16 protein-coding genes are annotated in these 24,781 nt (G+C 70.7%); 7 read left to right on the plus strand and 9 right to left on the minus strand.

The window, feature by feature from the left end:
- Positions 1-14 precede the first annotated feature (14 nt).
- The 3 genes from eccD to ACRWND_RS16130 form a co-directional block, all read right to left on the minus strand.
- Entirely contained in the window at positions 15-1,364 is a 1,350-nt protein-coding gene (gene eccD, locus ACRWND_RS16120; RefSeq protein ID WP_431949799.1) for a type VII secretion integral membrane protein EccD, read from the minus strand.
- Between the two features lie 66 nt (positions 1,365-1,430).
- Positions 1,431-1,751, minus strand: coding sequence for a WXG100 family type VII secretion target (locus ACRWND_RS16125; RefSeq protein WP_431949801.1), 321 nt, complete (start codon positions 1,749-1,751; stop codon positions 1,431-1,433).
- 83 nt (positions 1,752-1,834) lie between these two features.
- Positions 1,835-2,257 carry a WXG100 family type VII secretion target gene (locus ACRWND_RS16130; RefSeq protein ID WP_431949803.1) on the minus strand — a complete coding sequence of 141 codons (423 nt, stop codon included), beginning with the start codon at positions 2,255-2,257 and terminating at the stop codon, positions 1,835-1,837.
- 1,850 nt (positions 2,258-4,107) lie between these two features.
- On the opposite strand from ACRWND_RS16130, the gene ACRWND_RS16135 reads away from it, so the two are divergent.
- The 3 genes from ACRWND_RS16135 (at position 4,108) to ACRWND_RS16145 (ending at position 6,102) form a co-directional block, all read left to right on the plus strand.
- Positions 4,108-4,776 carry a ricin-type beta-trefoil lectin domain protein gene (locus ACRWND_RS16135; RefSeq protein ID WP_431949805.1) on the plus strand — a complete coding sequence of 223 codons (669 nt, stop codon included), beginning with the start codon at positions 4,108-4,110 and terminating at the stop codon, positions 4,774-4,776.
- 278 nt (positions 4,777-5,054) lie between these two features.
- Entirely contained in the window at positions 5,055-5,390 is a 336-nt protein-coding gene (locus ACRWND_RS16140) for a YbaB/EbfC family nucleoid-associated protein (RefSeq protein ID WP_431949807.1), read from the plus strand.
- Positions 5,391-5,655: 265 nt separating this feature from the next.
- Entirely contained in the window at positions 5,656-6,102 is a 447-nt protein-coding gene (locus tag ACRWND_RS16145) for a PAS domain S-box protein (RefSeq protein WP_431949809.1), read from the plus strand.
- Positions 6,103-6,474: 372 nt separating this feature from the next.
- Here the strand turns inward: ACRWND_RS16145 and ACRWND_RS16150 are convergent, their stop codons facing one another.
- The 3 genes from ACRWND_RS16150 to oxc form a co-directional block, all read right to left on the minus strand.
- On the minus strand, positions 6,475-10,188 hold the full coding sequence (locus ACRWND_RS16150) for a S8 family serine peptidase (protein ID WP_431949811.1): 3,714 nt from the start codon (positions 10,186-10,188) through the stop codon (positions 6,475-6,477).
- 770 nt (positions 10,189-10,958) lie between these two features.
- Positions 10,959-12,215: a formyl-CoA transferase gene (gene frc, locus ACRWND_RS16155; RefSeq protein WP_431949813.1), complete on the minus strand. Its 1,257-nt coding sequence runs from the start codon at positions 12,213-12,215 to the stop codon at positions 10,959-10,961.
- 101 nt (positions 12,216-12,316) lie between these two features.
- A complete protein-coding gene (gene oxc, locus ACRWND_RS16160) occupies positions 12,317-14,068 on the minus strand; it encodes an oxalyl-CoA decarboxylase (RefSeq protein WP_431949815.1) in 1,752 nt (583 codons plus the stop codon).
- 258 nt (positions 14,069-14,326) lie between these two features.
- Between oxc and ACRWND_RS16165 the strand changes: the two genes are divergently transcribed.
- Positions 14,327-15,967 carry a FadD7 family fatty acid--CoA ligase gene (locus ACRWND_RS16165; protein WP_431949817.1) on the plus strand — a complete coding sequence of 547 codons (1,641 nt, stop codon included), beginning with the start codon at positions 14,327-14,329 and terminating at the stop codon, positions 15,965-15,967.
- Here ACRWND_RS16165 and ACRWND_RS16170 read toward each other — a convergent pair.
- Complete coding sequence (locus ACRWND_RS16170) at positions 15,960-16,892, minus strand: LysR family transcriptional regulator (RefSeq protein WP_431949819.1); 933 nt, start codon at positions 16,890-16,892, stop codon at positions 15,960-15,962. The two genes, ACRWND_RS16165 and ACRWND_RS16170, sit on opposite strands and share 8 nt — an antisense overlap.
- A 417-nt stretch (positions 16,893-17,309) precedes the next feature.
- Positions 17,310-18,308, minus strand: coding sequence for a 2-dehydropantoate 2-reductase (locus ACRWND_RS16175; protein ID WP_431949821.1), 999 nt, complete (start codon positions 18,306-18,308; stop codon positions 17,310-17,312).
- Positions 18,309-18,737: 429 nt separating this feature from the next.
- Between ACRWND_RS16175 and ACRWND_RS16180 the strand changes: the two genes are divergently transcribed.
- The 3 genes from ACRWND_RS16180 (at position 18,738) to ACRWND_RS16190 (ending at position 22,656) form a co-directional block, all read left to right on the plus strand.
- Positions 18,738-20,282 (plus strand): Re/Si-specific NAD(P)(+) transhydrogenase subunit alpha, encoded by a 1,545-nt coding sequence (locus ACRWND_RS16180; RefSeq protein WP_431949823.1) that lies wholly within the window; start codon positions 18,738-18,740, stop codon positions 20,280-20,282.
- A 6-nt stretch (positions 20,283-20,288) separates the two neighbouring features.
- Entirely contained in the window at positions 20,289-21,761 is a 1,473-nt protein-coding gene (pntB, locus tag ACRWND_RS16185) for a Re/Si-specific NAD(P)(+) transhydrogenase subunit beta (protein ID WP_431949825.1), read from the plus strand.
- A 199-nt stretch (positions 21,762-21,960) separates the two neighbouring features.
- Positions 21,961-22,656, plus strand: coding sequence for a GntR family transcriptional regulator (locus tag ACRWND_RS16190; protein ID WP_431949827.1), 696 nt, complete (start codon positions 21,961-21,963; stop codon positions 22,654-22,656).
- A 246-nt stretch (positions 22,657-22,902) separates the two neighbouring features.
- Here ACRWND_RS16190 and ACRWND_RS16195 read toward each other — a convergent pair whose 3' ends face one another.
- Positions 22,903-24,318, minus strand: a complete 1,416-nt coding sequence (locus ACRWND_RS16195) for an OFA family MFS transporter (RefSeq protein WP_431949829.1) — start codon at positions 24,316-24,318, stop codon at positions 22,903-22,905.
- Between the last annotated feature and the right edge of the window lie 463 nt (positions 24,319-24,781).

Genomic DNA, 24,781 nt, shown 5'->3' on the forward strand with positions numbered 1-24,781 from the left:
GCTCCCCTGTACCGTCACGGTGTCTGACCGGGGTTCAGCAGCGAGACGTACACGCCGAAGACGCCCACTGCCAGCGGCACAGACGCCAGCAGGAAGAGCCCGCCGAGCGGGTCGATCCACGCCGCACGCTCGTCGGAGCGGTCGGCGCGCAAGGCCCGGCTCAGGCCGATCAGCAGCGCGACCGCGGCCACGGCGACCAGGGCGAAGGGACCGGTCGCGACCGGTGCCCCGAAGGCTCCCGGGGCGTGTATCAAGGTGGCCACCAGGCCGGTCGTTCCCGCGGTCACCACCGGCACCACCGCCACCGCAATGGTCAGCCGGCCCGCTCGCAGGACCATGGCCAGGCCGAGGCAGCCGGCCAGGGCGACGGCGAACGGCTGGTCCGAGGTGCCCAGGATCACCAGGCACGCGGCGGACACCAACGACGCCAGCGAGTTCAGCCCGACGAGCAGCCGCTGGCCGCGGCGTACCAGGTGCAGCACATCGGCCTCGTCGCCGTATGCCTCCGGTCGGCCGATGTGCGCATCGGCCAGCACCGAGGTGTGCCCGGCGACCTTGGGTGCGACGGCGAGGACCACCATCATGGCGACACCGACCACCGCGGACGCCTCCAGCAGCGAGGCGCCGAGGAGGCGCAGGCACACCGTGAGCAGCAGGGCCAAGGCGCTGATCGCCACGACCATCAGCGTCGTCGCGTGACGGATCGCCAAGACCGCGGCCAGCGATCCGATCAGGGCGCCTCCGCTCAGCGCCAGGAGCACAGAGGTCGTGCCGGCGGCCGCCGGCTGCAGCGAGGCCGCGGCCACGGCGACCAGCGGCACCGCGGAGTACGCCATGACCAGCCGCAGTCCCAGCGGCAGCGACCAGCCCTGCCGGGTGGAGTGCCAAGCCAGCAGGGCCAGCACGGAGGCACCGGCGATCGCCCCGGCCCCGGTGGCCGGCAGCGCCCGGCCGGTCCAGGTCAGCGTCGCGAAAGCCGCGACGAGGCACAGGACACCGAGGACCAGGGTGGTGAAGGCCCGCGACCGCCAGCCCCACGCGGTGGCCGCACCGTCGAGCTGCTCGACCGTCTCCTCCAGGTCCGTGACCACGGGCTCGTCGAACTCTCCCGCGGCCATGTCCTTCAGGTACAGGGTCGCGCCGTCGACCACACCGCACTCCCGCAGGGAGGTCTCCGGCGGGAACGGCGGGGTGCCGGGCATGGCGAGCGACCACACCGGCGGAAAGGTGTCGTCGAACTCCACCTGCCCCACAAGGTCGAGCAGGGCCGGGGTGTACTCGGCGATGGCCGCGTCCGCGGGCACTGCGAGGTCCACCCGCCGCCGGGTTCCCACCACGGTCACGTGGCAGCGTTCGTTCTCCACTGGTGCTTCCTTGTCACACGTAGGGCCATATCGGGCGTGCGGCCGCGCGGTCCGCTGTAGCCCGGGTCAGGCCATAAACGTCTTGAGGTTGGCTTCCTCGGTGCCGTGGTAGTTGTCCCAGTTCACCTTCATCGCGGCGGCGATCTCGCCGAGCACCCCGCCCTCCGCCTCGGAGCCGAAGAGACCTGTGGCTGCCTGGTCCCACTCGTACATACGGGCCTGATATTCGGTCGCGGACTGTGCCTGCCATGCGTCGATCAGCGTCTGCAGGTTCTGCTTGAGCCGGCTCAGCTCGCCCATGATCTCTGCCGCCCGTGAGTTGAGGTAGGCGCCGCTCCCCTCCAGGTCCCTGCCGACACGGATAACTGCACCTTCGATATTGGTCATGCCAATTCCTTCGACGAGATGAGTAGGCAAGATGTGTGGGGGTGACGACGTCCGAACCGCTGCGGCGGCAGGCGGCAACTGGGTTAGGCCAGCCGCGCCGGTGGGAGCTGGATGTTGGTCAGGTTCGACACGTTCGACTGCTCGGAGTCTTCGGCGTTGGCGGCGGCGGTGGTCAGGCCGCCCGCGATGCCGAGGAGCGCGTCCCTCAGTTGCATCGCGTGGTAGTCCCATTCCAGCATGAGTTGCTGGAACGTGGTCGCGGCGATACCGCCCCAGGAGGCTTCGAGGCCGACGACGTAGTTCTTCAGATCTCGGAGATCCTGCTGGACCAGCGCTTCGGTATCACGGATGTTTTGCGCCTTGGCACGGAGCTCCGACGGCTCCATGTTGTAAAGAACGCCGTCCGAGCCCTGGAAACTGGTGCCCGCACCGACATCTTGGGCCATGTTGTCCGCCTTCCTGAACTGTTCCGCCGCAGGCCGATACCCGGCGTATCGGTCCAGCATGAAGGGCTCAGGGCAGCCCGACCGGACACAGAACCGACGCGGAGCAATGCCAGGACCTGCGGATCGCCCGACGGGCGCCTGTTGGATTGAACCAGGCGCAAGCGCCTCCCCTCTGGCTCGCCGGGGATCATGGCACGGAGGTTCATGGCGTTGGCGCGGGTTTTCTGGAGGAGGGTGCCGCCCGGGACCACGCCTGGTGACCAATCGTGTGGCGTTCGGGTGGGATGGCCGAGCCGGCCGAGCGTTGACGTGCATACGCCCGTACCCGCACCCGGCTGCCGCGGAGACGGGTGCGGGCGCGGCCGGGCCGACCGCCGCGGGCAGCGGTCAGGCATGTGCGTACATTGCACTGGTTGGGTGCGGTTTCGTCCGGTCGCACCCACACGCGTCCCGGCCGCATCGCCGACGGGACCGCCACAAGACCTCCGCCCACCGCCACAGCCCTCAGAAACCCGTGGACACTGATACCAAACGGCATATATCGAACGGGACACTGGAACGAGGGCGCCAACTCCATGAACCTGCGGGCCACGGGAGGGAAAGACGCATGGACACCGGCGTAGCCTGACGCGCGCCGATCCTCTTCGAACGGCGGTCGCACGGTGCGTACGGATTCGAGCGGTCCCGGCACCGCGCCGAGGCGGACGAGTCGGCGGTAAGCAGATGCGAGGAATCCCCTTACAGCGCGCGGCTACGGCGAGGAACTCCGGTGTCAGCTCGGACCGGACGTCACCGTGAGTCCGTCTGCGGGCGACGAGCCGTCACAGAATCTGGTCCAGGGAGCAAACAGCACGTGGCAGCACACAGAAGACGAGCCCTCTTCGGGATCGCCGGAGGCGCCATAGGCGGTGCGTCGCTCTGCGACCGGGCGGGGCTGCCGGTCGGCGAGGGAAATGATGCCTGGCCACGGGGGATGCGCGGGCACGGTTCAGCGGTGGCGCGCCTCGACCTCAGGGGCGCCTCGTCGCCCCGGGTCATCGAGCTGACGCCGATCGGGGACGCGCACAGCTCGCCTCCACCCACTACGCGGCCGCGGCACGGGCGCCTCTTGTGCCACGAGCGGATCATGCCGGTGACCGCACTCAAGGTGGCGGCGGACCCGAAGGCGAGGGCTTGATGCGTCCCCTCGTCGCCATGCCACCGCGGGCGCTCACCCGGCGAGACACGAAGTCGAGGACGGCGCCCTGGGAGGCCGCCGCCGGCATGACGTTCAGGAACCACGCGGGGACGGGCACGTCCGCGACGAACCGCGCGGCTGCGGGCTGACAAGCGGGATCGGGGTCGGCCCTCCATCCTGCTCGGCAGGCCGCCCCCAGGTCACCGCCGCCGCGCTGCCCCGCCCAACCCGACGATGTGCTGCGTTGCGCTCCACGCCGTCAGGCCGTCGCATCGGCGCCCTGTCGGCGGTTACCTCATGCGCATCCCCCGACGTGGGATCGCGCAGTCCGACTTCCCCTGCACACCCATACTTCTAGGACACGGGAGACGAAGTGCCGCCCCAGCCCAAGCCACAGGACTCACACCCGGACGGAGCGTCCTCGCGCTTCGTCACCGCGTTCACCCGGCGCACGACACAGCTTCGCGAGGGCGGGAATCCGGGATCACGGCCGTGGACGTGGATCATCGGCGGCGCCGGTCTCACCGTGTGTGTGCTCCTGATCGTGTTCGCGGTGGCGAAAATGTCGTCCGGCTCCGGCACCGAGGACAGCGCGAAGGCCGGGCAGACCGCCCCCGTGTCGTCCTCCCCCTCGGGCGGTTCACACGGCGCGGCCGACCCTGCCCACTCGGGCCGGCCGGGCCATCCGGGCGAGCCGGGAAAGCGCACTCCGGGGAAGCCCCCTGTACCGGGCATGTCGGGGAAGCCCGTCGACTCCGGGCAGCCGAACAACGGCCTTGCCTCGAACCGTGACGGCGGTGGGTCGAACTCGCCCGACGGCGGCGTGATCAACCCGTCTGGCTCCAACACCCCCGACGGCTCCACAGCGCATCGCTCAGCATCCGGCACCACCAGCGGATCGGGTTCCACCGGCGGATCGGGTTCCACCGGCGGATCCGGCTCCACCGGCGGATCCGGTGGCACGACGACTCAGCAGAACACGTCGCAGCAGCACACGATCACCTCGTACGGGGGTGTTCTGGTCTACAGCCATGACAGCGGCCGCTGCATCACCGCCAGCGGATCCCAATACACCAAGGCCCAGGACGGCACGCGGCTGGAGATCCGGGACTGCGTCGGCGGTTCGTGGCAGCAGATCGACTTCCGCTCCGACGGCACCGCCCGGATGTTCGGACTCTGTATGGACGTCGCCGGTGCCTCGCAGGCCGACGGCACCCCGATCCAGCTCGCCAACTGCAACGGCGGCTGGGCGCAGAGGTTCAAGCTCAACAGCGCCCACGACCTGGTGAACACCCAGGTCGGTATGTGCGTGGACGTCACCGACATGCGCACCGCCAACGGGACCAAGCTCCAGTTGTGGAGCTGCGAGGGCACGGACAACCAGAAGTGGAGCAAGGGATGAAGCGGCCTGACGGCCGGTGACCCGGGGCCCGGCGCTGTCCGTCGCGAACTGCCGCTTCGCGTCGAACCCGTCGAACCCGTCCTTCGGGCGGGGTCGGCGGGTTCGCGGACCGCACCGGGCTTCTGGCCGTTCGGTCCACCGCACCGCTCGCCAGAGCCTCAGGCCCTCCTCCTGTTCGCCCGCACGTGAACGCGAACGACCATGGCGCCGCGCGCCGCACAACCTCCCGCGCCTCCTCGACCCGGCAGGCGCAGCCCCCACGCGAAAGGAACCGCAATATGGAATCCGCCGGCGGACTCGACATACAGAGGCTCCTGAACACCGCTACGCGGATGAAGCAGGACCTGCTCCGGGCCCAGGAGGAACTCCGCACGGCGACCGTCCAGGGATCAGCGGGCGGCGGCGCGGTGCGGGCGACGGTCAACGGCAAGGGCGAGCTGCAGAAACTGGTGATCTCGCCGGCCATTGCCGACCCGGACAATGCGCATGCTCTGGCCGCGATGGTCGTCTCCGCCGTGCGGGATGCCCAGCACGCCCTCGCGGCCCGCAGCGAAGAGCGACTTCTTCCCGTGCTCGACGCGCTGGACAGGGATGTGCAGGACCTCTCCGGCTGAAAGCGCGGCAGCCCGCGGGGTGTGGCCGGTGACGTGACGGCGACGCGGCCCGCTGCCGCGCGTACCGCTGCGGCACCGGTCGGCTCGCAGCCCGACCGGACGGCGGAGCTGCGGTTTCCGCATGGCCGCCGGCCATTCCGGTCGAGGTGATGCGCCGCGATGGCCGTTGCCCGCTCCGGGGCCGTTGCCGATCTCATGGCCATGACACGTGGCGACTGTATGCTATCTGCTGCATACACCTGCCCGCCCGAAGGCCGGAGGAGACATGGACGACCTGGACCCCGAGGTAGTGCTGGGCATGGCGGCCCAGGCGCCCGACGGCGTGGTCATCATCGACCGCGAAGGACTCATCCGTTACTGGAACCACGGTGCGGAGCGGATCTTCGGATACTCGTCGGTCGAAGTGGACGGCCGCAGCCTGGACCTGATCATTCCCGAACGGCACCAGCAGCGTCACTGGGACGGTTTCGAGAAGTCCATGGCCACCGGGACCACCAAGTACGGGGACGACGACCTCCTGACCGTGCCCGCGGTGGGCGCCGACGGCCGGAAACTGTCGATCGAGTTCAGCGTGGTGCTGCTGAACGACGCGGAGGGGCGACCAGGTTACGTCGGCGCTGTCATCCGGGACGTCACCGAGCGGCGCGCCAAGGAGAAGGAGCTGTACCGCCAGGTGGCGGCCGCCAAGACGGATCGAGTGGCGACGACCTGACGGGGCGTCACCCATCGATGGGGCGGCGTCCCTGATGCGGCGCAGAAGGTCTCCGCTCCTCAGTTCCTGCGGGGTCGCGGCGGCACGTGCGGCCTGGCCGGTCTTCTGGACGTCGAGGCTGATGACGTCGTAGACGGTTTTCCGGGGTTCACGACGGCCGGACTGCTGGGGTCGCCGGTGGACGCGGAGGAGGGGCCTCTGGCTGGAGACGACCCCCGGCCATGGGCCGGGTCTGCCGTGGCGGCCGGTGCGGGCGAGTGCGGCGAGAGGGCGGTGGCTTGACGGACGCGGGTGGCGCCGGTCGGCGAAACGGCGGCCGGTGTCCTCACCTTGGAGGGTGGGGGCGCCGGCCGCCGGTCGGTTGATGCGGTGTTACTTCAGGCCGAAGGCCCGGGTGACGGTCTGGGTGATGCCGCCGCCGTTGTGCTGCTTGGCGGTGACGCGGAGGGAGACGTCACCCGCGCGGGCGGGCGCGTGGAGCTGTGTCCGCCAGGTTCCCTTGGTCTGCTTGAGGTCCTGGGGCTGCCAGGTGGCGCCGTCGTCGTAGGAGACCTCGAGCTTGACCGAGGAGACCGCGTCCTTGGCGGCGTCACTGCCGAGGACGACGGGCTTGACGATGACGTCCGAGGTGCGCTTGGCCCGCCCGTCGAGGTCGACGGCCGTGTCGTAGTCGAGCTGGACCAGGGGGATGGCCTCGTTGTCGGCTGTGCCGGACCAGAAGCTCCACTCGGTGTGCGTGGTCGTCGAGTAGGGGGTGTGGTCGGTGTTCCCCTGCGTGTCGACCACGAGCCGGTAGGGAAGCCTCTCCGGGACGAGGTCACCCACCCCGAAGTCGGCAGTCGGGATGCCGCCCCACAGCTTCCTGTCGCCCTGGTAAAGGGCGATGTCTCGTGTCGCCTGGTAGTCAGTGCCGCTGTGGGCGGAACCTCCGTCGCCGAAGCCCGAGACCGTTCCGGCGATGGCGTTTCCGTATCGGTGGGGAAGCTCGGCATCGACCATACGCGGCCGGATGAGGGGGCCCTGCCAGTGCTCGCTCTGCACGCTGTTCGGCCGGTAGCCGACGATGTCGGTCCAGGTCGACAAGCCGTCCTGGTCGCCCACGTATTGCTGCCATTTCACGCCGTCGCCGGCGGACACCCAGTCGGTGCGCGTCCCCGGTGCGACCGGCTCCTTCGGGAACGGCGGCACGCGGCTCATCCCGGGGCCGGTGAGGTAGGGGTAGGCGGCAGGCCAGTACTCGTACGCTGGACTGTCCTCGCGGCTCTCCCGGATCTGCTGGCCGGTGCCCGTAGGGGCGAAGACGTTGTCGATGCGGGCGAGGCTGCCGGGGTCGGTGGCGGCGGAGGGGTCGTCCGGGATGCCTCCCTGGTGGTAGTCGGCCAAGTCGTACAGGTACTGCGGCGAGGGGTGGGCCTCGACCTTGAGCTTGGTCTTGCCCGGGGACGCGATCTTCTTGATCAGGGCTTCGCCCTCGTCGACGGTGAGCGAGGCGACGGGGAGGAGCCCGGTGGTGCGGTTGTCCGGTTCGCCGTACCACTCGCTCCGGCGGCCGTCGGCGTTGTTGACGACGAGGAGCATCGCCGCTCCGGCGGCGCGGGCGGCGGCGACCCGGTCGGCCGGGGTCACCCAGGCGTCGGCGCGGACGACCACGGCCTTGCCGCGGGCGGACAGGCCCGCGTAGTCGGCGGACTTGCCGGTGCCGGCGAAGACGGCCTCGACGTTGGAGGTGCCGTCTGCGAACGGAGCGGAGCCCGGCTGCACGAGGACGGTCTGGTCGAGGCTGTGCCCGGTGTAGCTGATCTTGAGCGGGGTCTGCTTGGCGCGGATGCGGGTGGTGAAGACGAAGCTGCCCTTCTTCACCTTGTTCTTGGTCGGGAGCGCCCACATGCTGTCGTACTCGGGCGAGACCATGATGACGTCGTGCAGCGCCTGAGCGTCGCTCGGGGTGGGTTGCGACGAGGTGAAGGAGCGGTAGAGGTCGATCCGGCTGGTGGTCACGACCGAAGGCTTGGGCGTGTCCACCTTGACCTCGCGGATGCCCGACGCGTCCAGGACCACGTCGTGGTCGGCCGTGAGGTCGACCTCGGGCGCGGTCAGGACGGCGTAGCCCAGGGAGTGCGGGCCGTTGCGGCCTTCGACGTCCATGGTGGACACGAGGGTGTAGGAGCCGGGCGCCCAGCGGCTGGTGAGCTGACCGTCTGGGACATACATCGAGGTGGTCTGCCCGTCGGCGCCGGTGATCTCGACCTCGCCGCTCACCGGCTTGCCGGCCTTGTCCTTCAGGTGGACCGTCAGGTCGTACTTCTCGGACTCGACCGACATGCCGACGGCCGTGTGCACGGCGACCGAAGAGGAGCGCGCGGTGACCTGGCCGGCGTACTGGCCGGGCGCGAGGCCCTTCGGGTTCGCGACGACCTCGACCGTCGCGGTGCCGCGGGCCGGGACCGTGACGCGGTCGGCGGCCAGGGTGAACACCCCCGCGGACGCGGCACCGGGGTCGACCGCGAGCCGCAACGTGACGGCCTTGTCCGTGGTGTTGGTGTAGGTGATCTTCCGCTTGACCGGCTCGCGCTTCTGGTCCTCGCTCCAGCGCACCAGCCCCGCGTCCACCGACCCGGTCGCGATGACCTGGTCCTTCACATAGGCGGCGGCCACGTCCAGACGGCCGGAACCCGCCTCATAGGGCGTATAGGCCGGCGTCAGCGCGCTGGTGCTCATCAGCGCGTCCTTGATCTGCCGCGCCGTCCACTCCGGGTGCTTCTGCGCCAGCAGCACCGCCGCACCGGCGACGTGCGGCGCCGCCATCGACGTACCGCTCTCCGTACGGTAGAAGCCTTCGGCGCCCTTCACCTGTTGCGAGCTGGCCGCCAGGATGTCGACACCCGGCGCCGTCACGTCAGGCTTCATCGCGTCGTCGCCCAACCGCGGGCCGACGGCGGAGTTCCAGGCAAGGACGTCGGAGGAGTCCACCGAACCGACCGTGAGCGCGGCGTCCGCGGTACCCGGGGCAGTCACGGAGTAGGGGTTCTGGCCTGTGTTGCCCGCGGCGATGACGAACAGCGCGCCCGTCTCGGCGGTCAGCGTGTTCACCGCCTGGCTGACCGGATCGTCCTGGGTGTGCCGAAACGGCGAGCCCAGGCTCATGTTGATCACCTTGGCGTGCTCGGTCCGCGCCGCCCACTCCATGCCCGCGATGATGTCCGAGTCGAACCCGGCGCTGTCGTTGTTCAGGACCTTGCCCACGATCAGGTCCGCGCCGGGGGCGACACCCTGCTCCTTCCCGCCGGAGGCCGCGCCGGTCCCGGCGACGGTGGAGGCGGTGTGGGTGCCATGGCCGTTGCGGTCGACGACCTCCTGGCCCTCGACAAAACTGCGCGACGCCACCACGCGACCGGCCAGGTCGGGGTGGGTGAAGTCCACTCCGGTGTCCAGTACGGCGACCCGGACGCCCGCGCCCGTGCCACCCGCCTTCCACGCCTCAGGCGTGCCGATCTGCGCGTTGCTCTCCGCCATGGTCCCCTGCGCCTTGGCGTCGAGCCACACCTCCTCGACACCCGCGGCGAACGCGGGGAGACTCTCATCAGCCGTCTGCTTGGCCGACCGCACGGCGTCCTGCCCGGCGGTGTCGGTGAGCGCCGACCAGAAGGTCGCGGCCATCGATCGCTGCGCCTTGACGGCGGCCCCGTTGATGGACGGCAGGTCCAAGGTGGCCTTCGCCCCGGGCAACGCCTTGCCGGACGGCAGCGCGCCCCCGGCGGCACCACTCTTGCGAGCGGTCGTACCGCTCCTGCCGGCGACCGCGTCATCGGACTGGGTGACGATCAGCGGCAGCGTACCGGTGTGGGCGTCATCATAGCCTTGGGCAACCAATTGGGTGACGTTGAACAGCTGCCTGTCCAGCCGGCCGGTCGCGATGTAGGGCATCGCCTCATCGGGATACACATACGTGTCGCCCTTCTCGACGGCCACCCGCACGGAACCCCTGGCACCCGGCGCACGCTCGATGTCGTCGATCGACACCGCTCCGCCGGGCCCCTGAGACATCTTCACCTTGTCGCCGGTGACCAGCGTCACCGAGACCGGCACGGGCTTCGCGCTCCCCTGCCCGGCAGGAGCGGCATCCGAGAACGGGGAAGGTGTGGCGCTGTACGCCGCCGAAGAAGCCATCAGGCCGGCGACGAGGGCTCCGGCAAGGGGCGCTGTAAATCTTCGGGCAAATGGAACTTTCAAAGGACCCTCCATGGTCAGCGATCGAACGAATTTGAACATCAAGCGCCATGCTCTGTAAAGCTATTGAATATCCAGTCTGCGCACGCTATTTTATGTGTTTCTTTGCGCGCATCTGATCAACCGTCACCTCTGCATCGCCTGCGAGGCTTTGAAGGGCGTCGATGGGGGTCATGGATCGCCGCACACGGAGGCGGGTATTCCGGCAAGCCACCACATCGCGGTAACTGTTCCGATATCTCCGGCCCAGATCACATGGACGAAACGTCGCCGTCTCACCGGCTTCATACAATCCCTTTGCCATGAAGTGCTGATGACAACGCACGCACCGGCAGCGTGTCGAGAGATGCCCCGGCGCGGGGGCCTCCGCGAGACGACAAGCCGGCCTCGGGGAATTCCTTCCGTCTGGGCCGCCCCCCATGCCGACGACGCCGTGCTTCCGCGCGGGTACTGCCCGACGACAGAGCCGGGCATCGGTCGGGGTCTCCGTCGTACCGAAACGGGGCGGAGACGCGGACGGAGACGGAGACACGGACGGAGACGGAGACACGGACGGAAGCGGACACACGGGTGCCCCGCGCGTGACGCTCGCGCGGGGCACCCGTGGGGCTGTGCGGGCCGAGGCCGGGTCAGACGATGATCTGCTTCTCCCGCAGAGCCGAGATCTCGTTCGCGTCGTACCCCAGGTCCGCCAGGACCTCGCTGCCGTGCTCGCCGAGCAGCGGGGCGCCCTTGATCTCCGGCTTGAAGTTGGAGAACTTGATCGGGCTGCCGACGGTCAGGTAGGTGCCGCGGCCCTTCTGCTCGACCTCGACGATGGTGCCGCTCCTGCGCATGTCGGGGTCCTCGGCGAGCTCCTTCATGCTGAGGACGGGCGCGCAGGGCACCTCCCACTTGCGCAGGATGTCGACCGCCTCGTACTTGGTCTTGTCGGCCAGCCACTTCTCGATCTCGCCGAAGATCTCGAAGATGTGCGACTGGCGCGCCTTGGCGGTGGTGTACTCCGGGTCGTCGACCCACTCAGGGTGGCCGATGGCCTCGGCCGTGCGCTTCCAGTTCTGCTCCTGGATCGTGAAGTAGATGTAGGCGTTGGGGTCGGTCTCCCAGCCCTTGCACTTCAGGATCCAGCCCGGCTGGCCGCCGCCGCCGGCGTTGCCGCCGCGCGGCACCGCGTCGCCGAACTCGCCGTTCGGGTACTGCGGGTACTCCTCCAGGTAGCCGACCTTCTCCAGGCGCTGCTGGTCGCGGAGCTTGACCCGGGTGAGGTTGAGGACGGCGTCCTGCATCGAGACGGAGACCTTCTGGCCCACGCCCGTCTTGTCGCGGTGGATGATCGCCGTCAGCAGGCCGATCATCAGGTGCATGCCGGTGTTGCTGTCGCCGAGGGCGGAGCCGCTGATGGTCGGCGGGCCGTCCCAGAAGCCCGTGGTGGACGCGGCGCCGCCGGCGGCCTGGGCGACGTTCTCGTACACCTTCAGGTCGTTCCAGGACGACTCCTCGTTGAAGCCCTTGACCGAGCCGAAGATCAGGCGCGGGTTGAGCTCGTGGATGTGGTCCCAGCCCAGGCCCATGCGGTCCATGGCGCCCGGCGCGAAGTTCTCGACGAGGATGTCGGCCTCGCGGATCAGCTTCTCCATGACCTCCTTGCCCTCGGGGGTCTTGGTGTTGATCGCCAGCGAACGCTTGTTGCTGTTCAGCATCGTGAAGTACAGCGCGTCGAGGTCCGGGTCGTCCCGGAGCTGGTTGCGCGTGACGTCGCCGCCCTGGGGACGCTCGACCTTGATGACGTCGGCGCCGAACCAGGCGAGCATCTGGGTGCACGCGGGACCGGCCTGGACCCCGGTGAAGTCGATCACCTTGATCCCGGCGAGCGGCTTTTCACTCATCTTCGCTTCCTTCGTGTCTGTGCGCGGGTGTGCGGTGCTGGAGAACGGTGCTTCGGGGGACGGGACCTGGCCCCCGCGGGGCGGTCACCGCGGTCACTGGGTCACTTCTTGGCCGGCACGATGTTGCCGACGGTGATCCCCTTGGGGTTGAGGTGGGAGATGTGGCCGCTCTCGGTGCCGGCCGAGGGGTCGATCACGCAGTCGATGAGGGCCGGGCCGCCCGAGGCGAGCGCCTCGGTGAGGGCGGCGGCGACCTCGGCGGGCGTGGTCGCCCGGTAGCCCTTGCCGCCGAACGCCTCGAACATCACGTCGTGGCGGGCCGCGGACATCAGCGTGGTCGGCGACGGGGCGTCGTCGTAGGGGTTGACGTCGTCGCCGCGGTAGACACCGCCGTTGTTCATGATGACGGTGACCACGGGCAGCTTGTAACGGCAGATCGTCTCGATCTCCATCCCGCTGAAGCCGAACGCGCTGTCCCCCTCGACGGCCACCACGGGCGCCCCGCTCTCGACGGCGGCCGCGATCGCGTAGCCCATGCCGATGCCCATGACGCCCCAGGTGCCGCTGTCGAGGCGGTGCCGCGGCACATGCATGTCGATCACGTTGCGCGCGATGTCCAGGGCGTTGGCGCCCTCGTTGACGAGGTAGGTCTCGGGGTGCTCGTGGATGACGTCGCGTACGGCCTTCAGGGCGCCCATGAACTGCATCGGGTGCGGGTCGGCCTTGAGGCGCTCGGCCATCTTGGCGACGTTCTGCGCCGAGCGCGCGGCCAGTTCCTCGCGCCAGGCGGCGGGGGTGGCGATCCGGCCCGGCTTGCTGCGCTCGTTGAGCGCCTCGACGACCGACTCGATGTCGCCGACGAGCGGCGCGGCGATGGGCTGGTTGCTGTCCATCTCCTTCGCCTCGATGTCGACCTGGATGAACGTGGCGTCGGGGTTCCACTGCGGTGCCTCGCCGTGGTTCAGCAGCCAGTTCAGGCGGGCGCCGACCAGCATGACGACGTCGGCCTTCTTCAGCGCCAGCGAGCGAGCGGTGGCCGCCGACTGCGGGTGGTTGTCGGGCAGCAGGCCCTTCGCCATGGACATCGGGACATAGGGGATGCCGGTGGATTCCACGAACTCGCGGATCTGCGCGTCCGCCTGGGCGTACGCCGCGCCCTTGCCGAGGACGATCAGCGGCCGCTGCGCGCCGGCCAGCAGCTCGATCGCCCGGTCCACGGCCTCGGGGGCGGGCAGCTGGCGCGGCGCCGGGTCGACGAGGCGGCTCAGGGTCTTCGCGCCCTCCTCGGCGTCCATGATGGAGCCGAGCACCGCGGCGGGGATGTCGAGGTAGACACCGCCGGGGCGCCCGGAGACGGCGGTGCGCAGGGCGCGCGCGATGCCGCGGCCGATGTCCTCGACCCGGCTGACGCGGTAGGCGGCCTTGCAGAACGGCTGCGCGGCGGCGAGCTGGTCCATCTCCTCGTAGTCGCCCTGCTTGAGGTCGACGAGGTGGCGCTCGCTGGAGCCGGAGATCTGCACCATCGGGAAGCAGTTGGTGGTGGCGTTGGCGAGCGCGACCAGTCCGTTGAGGAAGCCCGGGGCCGACACCGTCAGGCAGATGCCGGGCTTCTTGGTGAGGTAGCCCGCCGCGGCCGCGGCGTGTCCCGCGTTGCTCTCGTGGCGGAAGCCGATGTAGCGGATGCCCTGCGCCTGGGCGAGCCGTGCCAGATCGGTGATCGGGATGCCGACCACGCCGTAGATGGTGTCGACGTCGTTCATCTTCAGCGCGTCGACGACCAGGTGGTACCCGTCGGTGAGCTCGGCCGGCGCGTCGGCGTTCGCCACGGTCTCCAGTGGTGAGGGGGCGGTCATGGTCCGAGGTCCTCCTTGGGCAAGTCATGCGTGCGGCTGCTTCTCCCACCATCCGCAGCGCGCTCCCCCGCGTCCAAGACCTATCGGCGACCAGCCGATAGACAGCGTTTATCGACGCACGCCACAGGGCTCTTGAGGTGGGTTGATAGACCTTCGCTATCGAGCGTTCGGCAGCGCGTATTGGACGGGCGCGCAACGCCCCGCGCAGTCTCGCTGGGGACGGTTCATCAGACATCCCCGGCGCGAGGAGGTGCGGCCATGGCCGTTCCGGCCGCTGCATCCGTGCGCGACCCCGACCCGTACCGGCCTCCCGAGATCAGCGGGCTGACCGATCTCCTGGACGCCCATGCGCGTGGGCGTCCGTGCCGGACGGCGCTGATCGCCGGGCCCGACCGCGCGCGCATCTCCTACCGCGCCCTGGACGAGCTGGCCGCCGCCGTGGCCGCGCGCCTGACCGCCGCGGGGCTGCGCCCCGGGGACCCGGTCGGCCTCGTCAGCGCCAACACCGTCGAGTTCGTGGTGGCGTTGCTGGGCGGGGCGCGGGCCGGGCTGGTGGTCGCCCCGGTGGACCCGGCGCTGCCCGGGCCGCGGCTGACGGGCCGGCTGGAAGCGCTGGGCGTACGGGCCGTCCTGCTGGGGCCGGTCGCCGCCGGCGCCCCGGCGACGTCCGTGGGGCCCGGTGTCCCGGCGTGGACGCTGCGGGTGGACCTCTCCGGCCCGGCGACGGCCGTGCTGGAGACGGGCGCCCCGGCGTCGGAGACGCCGGCGCTCGCGCGGGGCGCGGCGGCCGAACTCACCACGCGGGACGCCCTGGTGCTGTTCACCGCGGGGACGAGCGACCGGGCGAAGATGGTGCCGCTGACGCACGGCAACGTGGCCGCTTCCGTGCGCGAGGTCTGCGCCGCGTACGAGCTCGGTCCGGGTGACGCCACGGTCGCGGTGATGCCCTTCTTCCACGGGCACGGGCTGTTCGCCGCGCTGCTGTCCACGCTGGCGAGCGGTGGCCGTGTGCTGCTGCCCGCGCGGGGGCGGTTCTCGGCACGCGCCTTCTGGGACGACATGCGGGCGGCGGACGCGACGTGGTTCACCGCGGTGCCGACCGTCCACGAGATCCTCCTGGAGCGGGCGGCGACGGACCTGGCGGACGCGCGGCTGCCGCCGCTGCGGTTCCTGCGCAGCTCCAGCGCGCCGCTGAACACGGCCACCCAGCGGGCGCTCGAACGCACCCTGGGCGCGCCGCTGCTGTCGGCGTACGGCATGACGGAGTCCGCGCACCAGGCGACGAGCGAGCCGCTGCCGCAGCACGGGCCGCTGAAGCAGGGCTCGGCCGGCCGGCCGGCCGGCGTGGATCTGCGGGTCCTGGACGCGGACGGGAAGCCGTGCCCGCCCGGCGTGGAGGGCGAGGTGTGGGTGCACGGTCCGCAAATGGCCCGCGGCTACCTCGGCAACCCGGGCGAGACCGCGCACGGCTTCGCCGACGGCTGGTTCCGCACGGGCGACCTGGGCTCGCTCGACGAGGACGGCCACCTGTTCCTCACCGGGCGCCTGAAGAACCTCATCAACCGCGGGGGCGAGAAGATCTCGCCCGAGTACGTGGAGGACGTCCTCGCCGGATGCCCGGGGGTCGCCGAGGCCGCGGTGTTCGCCGTGCCCGACGCGACGTACGGGCAGCGGGTCGGGGCGGCCGTGGTGCGCTCCGGCGCCGAGGCGCCCGGGGCCGAGCTGCCCGGGGCCGAGGAGATGCGGCGGTACTGCCGCGGCCGCCTGGCGCCCTTCGAGGTCCCCGACCGGATCGTGATCGTCGGCTCGCTGCCGCACACGGTGAAGGGAGGGCTGGACCGGGCAGCCGTGGAGCTGCTGTACGCGCGGGAGGACCCCGAGTGGCCCGGGCTCATCTGACGCGGTGCTCGGCCGGCAGCGGCTGGTCGAAGAACTCGTCGAGCGACAGCCCGGCGGCGGCGTTCATGAACGCCCGCGCCGCGACGGACCCCGGTGTCGCCGCGTGGATCGCGACGGAGACCTTGGCCCTGGCGTCCGGGTCGACCAGGCGCACGGCCCGCATCCTGCCGAGCGGCGGCATGGCCCGCAGCCAGGTGTGCGGGACGATGCTCGCGCACGCGCCGGCGCCCACGCTGGCGTAGAGGGCGGCCACCGAGTCCGTCTCGACCTGCGGGGTGACCACGACGCCGCTCTCGGCGAAGGCGTCGTCGATGACCTGGCGGATCCTCATGTCGGGGGTCAGCAGCGCGAGGGGCATGGTGGCCGCTTCGGCCCACCTCATGGTGTCGGTGTGCGGCAGCAGCTGGTCGCTGGAGGCGAGGAGCATGTACCGCTCCTCGTACAGCGGCATCATCTGCAGGTTCTCACGGTCGTGCGGCGCGAAGTGCGCGATCGCGGCGTCCAGCTCGAACGCGAGGAGCTGGCGGTGGAGTTCGGTGGTCGACAGCCGGGAGCGGACCTGGACCTTGGCCAGCGGGTGCGCGGCGCAGAACGCGGCGACGGGCAGGACGAGGGTGGTGGACGCGGTGGGTTCGGTGCCCAGCCTCAGGGTGCCGGTGATACCGGACTGGACGGCGGCCACCTCGGCCTTGAAGGCCTCCTGCTCGGCGAGGATCCGCTTGGCCCAGACCACCAGGCGTTCCCCCTCGGGGGTCAGGCCCTGGTAGTTGTGCCCGCGGTTGATCAGCGTGACGTTCAGCTCCCGCTCGAGCTTGGCTATCGCCGCGGACAGCGCGGGCTGCGAGACGTAGCAGGATTCCGCCGCCCGGGCGAAGTGCCGCTCCCTGGCGACCGCGACGAAGTACTCCAGCTGACGGAACAGCATGAACGACTCCTCTCTGCCTGGGGCCGCGGCCGCGCGCCGGCACGTCCTGCTGGAGTCGCAACGCCGCCGGGGCCGCGGGCCGGAACCCCCCGGGGGGTGACGAGCGTCCCCGGCAGGTCGGCGGCGGACGAGCTGGTTGCGGTGTGACCGGGCAAAGCCTACCGAGCCGGGTCGCGGCCCTCGTTCGTGCCCGCGAAGCCGGTGCGGGCGCCCGTCCGGGGCCCGGTCCCGCCGCCCACGGCGGGACCGGGCCCCGGAGGTGCTGCGGTGCGGACGCCCGGCGGTGGGCCGGCGGCCCGCGTGTGGTGCGGAATCGGGTGTCGCGGGACGGTCTCGTGTCACGGGACCGGTGGCAGGGTTGGCGCCACGCGTCGGTCGTCGGACCGGCGGTCGGGTGCGGGGCGGTGCGGCTACCGGCTACCGCGGGGTGCCGCCGTTCTCCTGGGCCGCGGTGACGCTGCGCGACAGCAGGTCGGTCGCGGCGTGCACCGCCCGCAGGTTGGGGGCCTCCGCGCCGGTGATGTCGGCCATCTCCACGACGGCCGTGACGATGGCGTCGAGTTCCAGCTGCTTGCCGGACTCGAGGTCCTGGAGCATCGAGGTCTTGTGGTGTCCCACCCCCTCGGCGCCCCGAAGCCGCTTCTCGATCGAGATGTCGGGGGTGCTGCCGACCCTGGCGGCGATGTCGAGCGTCTCCTCCATGAGATGGGTGACCAGCCGCCTGGTGGGCGGGTGCTTGCAGATCTCGACCATGGTCGCCCGGGTGAGCGCGCTGATCGGGTTGAACGCGACATTGCCCATCAGCTTGATCCAGATGTCGTCGCGCAGGTTCGGCTCCACCGGGCACTTGAGGCCGCCGGCGATCATCGCCTCGCTCAGCTGCGCGCACCGGTCGGAGACGCCGCCTCCCGGCTCGCCGATGGAGAACCGGGTGCCCTCCAGGTGCCGGATGACGCCCGGGGCCTCGATGACCGTGGCGGGGTAGACGACGCAGCCGATGGCGCGTTCCGGCGCCAGCACCTCGCTGGTGGCGCCACCGGGGTCCACCGCCTCGATGCGCCGCCCCTCGTAGGGGCCGGCCAGCTTGTGGAAGTACCACCACGGGATGCCGTTCTGACCGGCCACCACCGCGGTGTCGTCACCGAGCAGCGGTGCGATCAGCGGTCCCGAGGTCGCGTAGGAGTGTGCCTTCAGGCCCAGGAAGACGTAGTCGACGGGGCCGATCTCCTTGGGGTCGTCCGTGGCGTGGGGCCTGGCCACGAAGTCCCCGCGCGGGCTGTTCACCCGGACTCCGTGCGCCTGTATCGCCTGAAGATGCTCACCCCGGGCGATCAGGTGGACGTCGGCGCCACCACGGTGCAGTGCCGCGCCCACATAAGCGCCGATCGCACCGGCTCCGAGGACTGCGATTTTCACGGCGACTCCTCTCCGTTCGAAGGGGGAATGGATACTGTATGCAGTACTCTCTTGGGATGTACAGTCCCGCCACGGGAAGTCGCGCGCCCGGAAGCGGACAGCACGAACGTGGACCGCCGGCAGCCCCGCACACGGGTTGCGGCCGGCGCCCGGGCACGGGCCACCGCCGCGGTCGGACCGATGAACCGGGTCACACGAGCCCCGAACAGGTTGACGGAGCACCAAGCAGGGGAACGCTTCGCCGCACACGCGTCCCCGGCCCGCACGGCCGCACGGCCGCGCCGGGAGACAGGAGGCCGGGAGCTCGCACGCGGACGACCGCTCGGCCGGCCGCGGCGTCGTCTCGGAAGCGATGTCGGCCGGAAGCCATGCCGACCGGAGCCGACGGGAAGCGACGGGAAGCGACGGATGTCGACGAGAAGGAGAGCGATGTCGGATTCACCCCCTCAGCAGATCGGTGTCGTCACCGAGTCCACCGCCGGAGAGACGCGGGTGGCGGCCACGCCGGACAGCGTCCGCCAGCTGCTCGGCCTCGGCTACGAGGTCGTCGTCGAACCGGGGGCCGGCGCAGCCTCCGGCTTCCCCGACGAGGCCTACGCGGAAGCGGGCGCGCGGATCGGCGACGCCTGGCAGGCGGACGTGCTCCTCAAGGTCAACGCCCCCTCGCCGGAGGAGATCGAGAAGCTGCGCGACGGAACGACCCTCATCGGGCTGATCGGCCCGGCGCACAACCCCGAACTCGTCGAGGCGCTGTCGGCGCGGCCGATCACCGTCCTGGCCCTGGACGCCGTCCCGCGCATCTCCCGGGCCCAGTCGATGGACGTGCTCAGCTCGATGGCGAACATCGCCGGCTACCGCGCCGTGATCGAGGCGGCCCATGTCTTCGGGCGCTTCTTCACCGGACAGGTCACCGCCGCGGGCAAGGTGCCCCCCGCCAAGGTCCTGGTGGCCGGCGCGGGCGTGGCGGGGCTCGCCGCGATCGGCGCGGCCGGCAGCCTCGGCGCGGTGGTGCGGGCCACCGACCCCCGGGCCGAGGTCGCCGACCAGGTCCGCTCGCTGGGCGGGGAGTTCCTCGCCGTCGAGGTGGAGCAGCAGGCGAGCGGCGACGGCTACGCCAAGGCGACCTCCGAGGAGTACGACCGGCGCGCCGCGGAGATCTACAGCGAGCAGGCCAGGGACGTCGACATCATCATCACCACCGCGCTGATCCCCGGCCGCCCGGCCCCCCGGCTGATCACGGCGGCCGACGTGGCGTCGATGAAGCCCGGCAGCGTCATCGTCGACATGGCCGCCGCGCAGGGCGGCAACGTCGAGGGCACGGTCAGCGGGAAGGCGATCGTCACCGGCAACGACGTGACGATCATCGGGTACACCGACCTCGCGGGCCGGCTGCCCGCGCAGGCCTCGCAGTTGTACGGGACCAACCTCGTCAACCTGCTGAAGCTGCTGACGCCAGGCAAGGACGGCCTGCTGACCCTGGACTTCGACGACGTCGTGCAGCGGTCGGTCACGGTGGTGCGGGAGGGCGAGAAGACGTGGCCGCCGCCGCCCGTCAAGGTCTCGGCGGCGCCCTCCGGGCAGGAGCCGGCGCCGGTGGCCGCCGCGCCGAAGGCGAAGGAGCGCCGTCTGCCACCGGCCGCCCGCTACGGCATGATCGCCGCCGGCATCCTGGCGATGTTCCTGCTGATCGCCTTCTCCCCGGCGCAACTCGTCGGGAACTTCACCGTGTTCGCCCTCGCCGTCGTCATCGGCTACTACGTGATCGGCAAGGTCCATCACGCCCTGCACACCCCGCTGATGTCGGTGACCAACGCCATCTCGGGGATCGTGGTGGTCGGTGCGCTGCTGCAGATCGGCCACGCCGGTCCGGCCGTCACCGTGATGTCGGTCGTGGCGATCATGCTGACCACCGTGAACATCTTCGGAGGATTCGCCGTCACCCGCCGCATGCTCGGCATGTTCTCGAAGGGCTGAGGATCGATGAACGCAACCACGGCCGCACAGGCCGCCGACATCGTCGCCGCGCTGCTGTTCATCTTCAGCCTGGCCGGACTCTCGCAGCACCGCACCTCCCGCGCCGGAGTGGCGTACGGCATCGGCGGCATGGCGCTGGCGCTGGTCGCCACCGTCATCGCCGCCGCCCAGCACATCTCCGGTACCGCCGTCGTGCTGATCGTCGCCGCCACGGCCGTCGGCGGGGCGGTCGGCCTGTGGCGGGCGCGCCGGGTGGAGATGACCCAGATGCCCGAGCTCATCGCCGTCCTGCACAGCCTGGTCGGCCTGGCCGCGGTGCTGGTCGGATGGAACAGCTACTACGAGGTGGAGGCGCTCGGCGCCGCGCAGACCCGCGTCGCCGGCGACCTGCTCGGCGTCCACCACGCCGAGGTGTTCATCGGCATCTTCATCGGCGCGGTGACCTTCACCGGCTCCATCGTCGCCTTCCTGAAGCTGTCGGCGCGGATCAAGTCCCGTCCGCTGACGCTGCCGGGGAAGAACGTGCTCAACGTGGGGGCGCTGGCCGCGTTCGCGGCCCTGACCGTGTGGTTCACCGTCAGCCCGCACCTGGGCCTGATGATCGCGGTCACCGCCCTGGCCCTCGCGCTCGGCTGGCACCTGGTCGTCTCGATCGGCGGCGGTGACATGCCGGTCGTCGTCTCGATGCTCAACAGCTACTCTGGCTGGGCCGCGGCCGCCGCCGGCTTCCTGCTCGACAACAACCTGCTCATCGTCACCGGCGCGCTGGTCGGCTCCTCCGGCGCCTACCTGTCGTACATCATGTGCAGGGCGATGAACCGGTCCTTCCTCTCGGTGATCGCCGGGGGCTTCGGCGTCGAGGCGGGGTCAGGCGGCGGCGAGGAGCAGGGCGAGCACCGCGAGACGACCGCGGAGGAGACGGCCGAACTCCTGGAGAACGCCACATCGGTGATCATCACGCCCGGATACGGCATGGCGGTGGCGCAGGCGCAGCACCCGGTGGCGGAGCTGACGCAGGCGCTGCGGCGGCGCGGGGTGCGGGTGCGCTTCGGCGTCCACCCGGTGGCCGGCCGGCTGCCCGGGCACATGAACGTGCTGCTCGCCGAGGCCAGGGTGCCGTACGACGTCGTGCTCGAGATGGACGAGATCAACGACGACTTCGGCGGCACCACGGTGGTGCTCGTCATCGGGGCCAACGACACCGTCAACCCGGCCGCGCTGGAGGACCCGTCGAGCCCCATCGCCGGCATGCCGGTGCTGCGCGTGTGGGAGGCGGAGAACGTCGTCGTCTTCAAGCGGTCCATGTCCTCGGGGTACGCGGGAGTGCAGAACCCGCTGTTCTTCCGGGAGAACAGCCGCATGCTCTTCGGCGACGCCAAGGAGAGCGTGGAGGCCATCCTGCGCTCGCTGAGCACGCCGGAACCCGGCTCCACCGCGGCCCGCGGCCTGCGAACCGACCAGCAGCCCGCCCCGGCCTGAGCTCCCCTCACCCACGGCGGTGGGGCGGGGAGGCACGGCCTCCCCGCCCCACCCGCTGTGCGCCGGTGCACGCGCCGTCACCTCCCGCGCGCCGTCGTCCCGCCGTTCCGCACCAGCCAGTCCCGCGCACCACGTCTGGTTGCATACCAAAATCTGTATTCTTGGCATTGTGCAAAGAACTCAGCCGACAGGGGGGCTCATGCGCGAGACACATACCGCTGCGGCCATCGTCCGGGTCGCCAGGCCGGCGCCACTGCGCCAGGCCGTCTACGAGGCCCTGATCGACCTGATCGTGGGCGGCGCCCTCCGGCCGGGGCAGCACCTGGTCGAGGGCGAACTCGCCGACCACCTCGGCGTCAGCCGCCAGCCGGTGCGCGAGGCCCTGCAACGGCTGCAGACCGACGGCTGGGTCGACCTGCGCCCCGCGCAGGGCGCCTTCGTCCACTCCCCCACACAGGAGGAGGCCACCCAGCTGCTCAGCGTCCGCGCCGTGCTGGAGACCCACTCCGCGTACGGCGCCGCGCTGCACGCCACGGACGCGGACGTGGCAAGGCTCTGGGAGCTGCAGGAGGCCGGCATCGCCGCCCTGGCGGCGGACGACGCCCTCGGCATCGTCGAGGCCAACGCCGTCCTGCACGGCTTCATCACCGAACTGTCCCGCAACCAGGTCCTCGCGGAGCTGATCCTGCAGGTCGACCGGCGGGTGCGCTGGTACTACACGCCCATCGCCCGGCCTCGCGGCCGGGACGCCTGGAACGAGCACGCGGCCATCATCGAGGCGATCGCCCTGGGCGACGCGGGGCGTTCCGAGGAGCTGATGCGCCGCCACACCCGCAACACCACCGACTTCTACTGCCGCCAGATCGCCGCCGCCGTCGACGCCGGGCGGGCCTGAGGTCCGCCGCGGGGAGCGCCGGCGGTCCGGGCGCGGACGCACCTGGACCGCCGTCTCGAGGGAGGGGACGGGCCCTCGCCGTCGCGTGAGGACGGGCGGGGCCGGTCGGAGCAGGGAGCGCACCCCACCGACCGGCCCCGCCTCCGTGACGCGGGCACCCGGACCGGGGCTGCCGCCGCCCCGGTCCGGGCCGCTTCGCCCGCGCACGATCGAGAGGGCTCCTCGCGGAGCCCGCCGGCACGACCGTCAGGTGGTCGCCTCGGCATGGACGGCGGCAGGGCCGTCCGCCCGCCGCAGCGGACGTCCGTCGCCGCTCCGGCGGGGGGCGCCGGGCTGCCGGAGGAAGACGGTGATCAGAGCCGAGAGGAAGGCGATGCCCCCGGCCAGGCAGTAGGCGCCGGTGTAGCCCCAGGAGGCGACCACGCCGGCGGCCAGACCACCGCCGCCGACACCGCCGACCAGCTTGGCGCTGTAGACCAGGCCGTAGTTCTGGGCGTTGTTGTTCTCACCGAAGTAGTCCGGGGTGAGCGCGGCGAACAGCGGGTAGAACGCGCCGCCGCCGAATCCGTTGAGGAACGCGAAGAAGAGGAACAGGGGTTCGTTGTGCGCCTGGCCCGACCACAGCACGCCGAACTGCGCCAGCCCCGCCACCACCAGGACGATGCCCAGCGTCTGGCGCCGTCCCAGGTAGTCCGACAGCCAGCCCACGACGGCCCGGCCCACCCCGTTGACCACGGCGAGCACACCCGCCGAGGAGGCAGCCACCAGCGGGCCGAAGCCGAGGCTCTTGGCGAACGGTACCTGGAAGTTGATGCCGAACAGCGACACACCGCCGATGCAGACCAGGGCGAACCACATCAGGGGCAGCTGGCCGGTCCTGATCGCCTCCATCGGGGTGAACTGCCCCTTGGCGGGCGGGTTCTTGGCCAGACGCCTGGCCACCCGCCGCGCGTCCTCGGTCACGCCCCGGTTCAGGGGGTCGACATCGTGCGGCCACCAGCTCTTGGGCGGGTCCCGGAAGAACATGCCGCAGAAGGCGACGACCAGCACCATGCCCAGCGCGATCAGGTCGAGGACCATCCGGTAGTTGGAGGGATGGAACCAGTAGTTGAAGACGAAGATGAGCGGGAGCGTCCCGTAGGCGAAGCCGCCGTTCACGAAGCCGGTGCGGGCGCCCTTGTTGTCCGGGTACCACTTGCCGACCATGTTGATGCAGGTCGCGTACACCAGCCCGGCGCCCGTGCCGCCCAGCACGGAGTAACCGGCCATCACCAGGTACGGGTTCCCGAGGTGCGAGAGCGCCAGGAAGCCCAGACCGGAGAAAACCGCTCCGGCGAGCATCGCCGTCCTGGCCGGCAGCACCCCGGTCTCCCGCAGACGGCCCGCGGGGAACGCGACGCCCGCCTGGAAGACCGCCCAGATGCTGGCGATCCAGAACGACTCCGTGAGGGTCCATCCGTGGGCGTGCTCGAGCACCGCCTCCGCGGAGCTGTAACCGTACTCGTAGACGCTGACGCCCATCATCGAGATCCAGGGCAGCCAGACCATCCAGGCCCGGGGCCTGCCGAGAAGGGAGCGGTCGGTCTCCCCGATCCGGTAGACACGGCCGTTCGCGTCGCTGACCTCCCGGAACCCGGGAGCCACGTGCGGTGTTGCTGACATCGGTGCCTTCCCTTGCGTGAAAAGAACCTGGCGTGCGCCCCCTGGGCCTTTCTCTTCATGCGGAGGGGTGGAGCGGACCATCCCTGCGGCTCGGCCCGGCATGACCGGGCCCGGTGGTACGACGTCCGGGCAACTGCGGCCCGGGGCGGCAACCCGGACCGTGACAGCGCGCAGGCGGGTGACACGGTGGTACGACGTGGTACGAACCCCGGGGCACGGTCGAGCAGACCAGTGCCCGAGGGTGTCGAGCGGGACATTCAGCTGGTCAGCGCGATTCTCCATACTGGAGATTGCATACGGTATGGACCTGCGAATCGGGGTGTCCAGGGGAGGTCGGCAAGATTGACCAGTGCATTACCAAGGGCGGGAGCCCGTACCACGCCCCTTTGGACGGCGAACTCCCGCCGGGATGAAGCGCGTTGCCCCAGGTCATATGCGTAACCGCGGTGTCACGCCGATTGGT

Origin of the sequence: Actinacidiphila sp. bgisy167 (assembly GCF_965342175.1) — a bacterium.
Taxonomy (GTDB): Bacteria; Actinomycetota; Actinomycetes; order Streptomycetales; family Streptomycetaceae; genus Actinacidiphila.

Coding starts and splice junctions, on each gene's coding strand:
- ACRWND_RS16125 (WP_431949801.1), bottom strand. CDS start 1,751: ATGACCAATATCGAAGGTGCAGTTATCCGTGTCGGCAGGGACCTGGAG.
- ACRWND_RS16130 (WP_431949803.1), bottom strand. CDS start 2,257: ATGCTGGACCGATACGCCGGGTATCGGCCTGCGGCGGAACAGTTCAGG.
- ACRWND_RS16135 (WP_431949805.1), top strand. CDS start 4,108: ATGTCGGGGAAGCCCGTCGACTCCGGGCAGCCGAACAACGGCCTTGCC.
- ACRWND_RS16140 (WP_431949807.1), top strand. CDS start 5,055: ATGGAATCCGCCGGCGGACTCGACATACAGAGGCTCCTGAACACCGCT.
- ACRWND_RS16145 (WP_431949809.1), top strand. CDS start 5,656: ATGGACGACCTGGACCCCGAGGTAGTGCTGGGCATGGCGGCCCAGGCG.
- frc (WP_431949813.1), bottom strand. CDS start 12,215: ATGAGTGAAAAGCCGCTCGCCGGGATCAAGGTGATCGACTTCACCGGG.
- oxc (WP_431949815.1), bottom strand. CDS start 14,068: ATGACCGCCCCCTCACCACTGGAGACCGTGGCGAACGCCGACGCGCCG.
- ACRWND_RS16165 (WP_431949817.1), top strand. CDS start 14,327: ATGGCCGTTCCGGCCGCTGCATCCGTGCGCGACCCCGACCCGTACCGG.
- ACRWND_RS16170 (WP_431949819.1), bottom strand. CDS start 16,892: ATGCTGTTCCGTCAGCTGGAGTACTTCGTCGCGGTCGCCAGGGAGCGG.
- ACRWND_RS16180 (WP_431949823.1), top strand. CDS start 18,738: ATGTCGGATTCACCCCCTCAGCAGATCGGTGTCGTCACCGAGTCCACC.
- pntB (WP_431949825.1), top strand. CDS start 20,289: ATGAACGCAACCACGGCCGCACAGGCCGCCGACATCGTCGCCGCGCTG.
- ACRWND_RS16190 (WP_431949827.1), top strand. CDS start 21,961: ATGCGCGAGACACATACCGCTGCGGCCATCGTCCGGGTCGCCAGGCCG.
- ACRWND_RS16195 (WP_431949829.1), bottom strand. CDS start 24,318: ATGTCAGCAACACCGCACGTGGCTCCCGGGTTCCGGGAGGTCAGCGAC.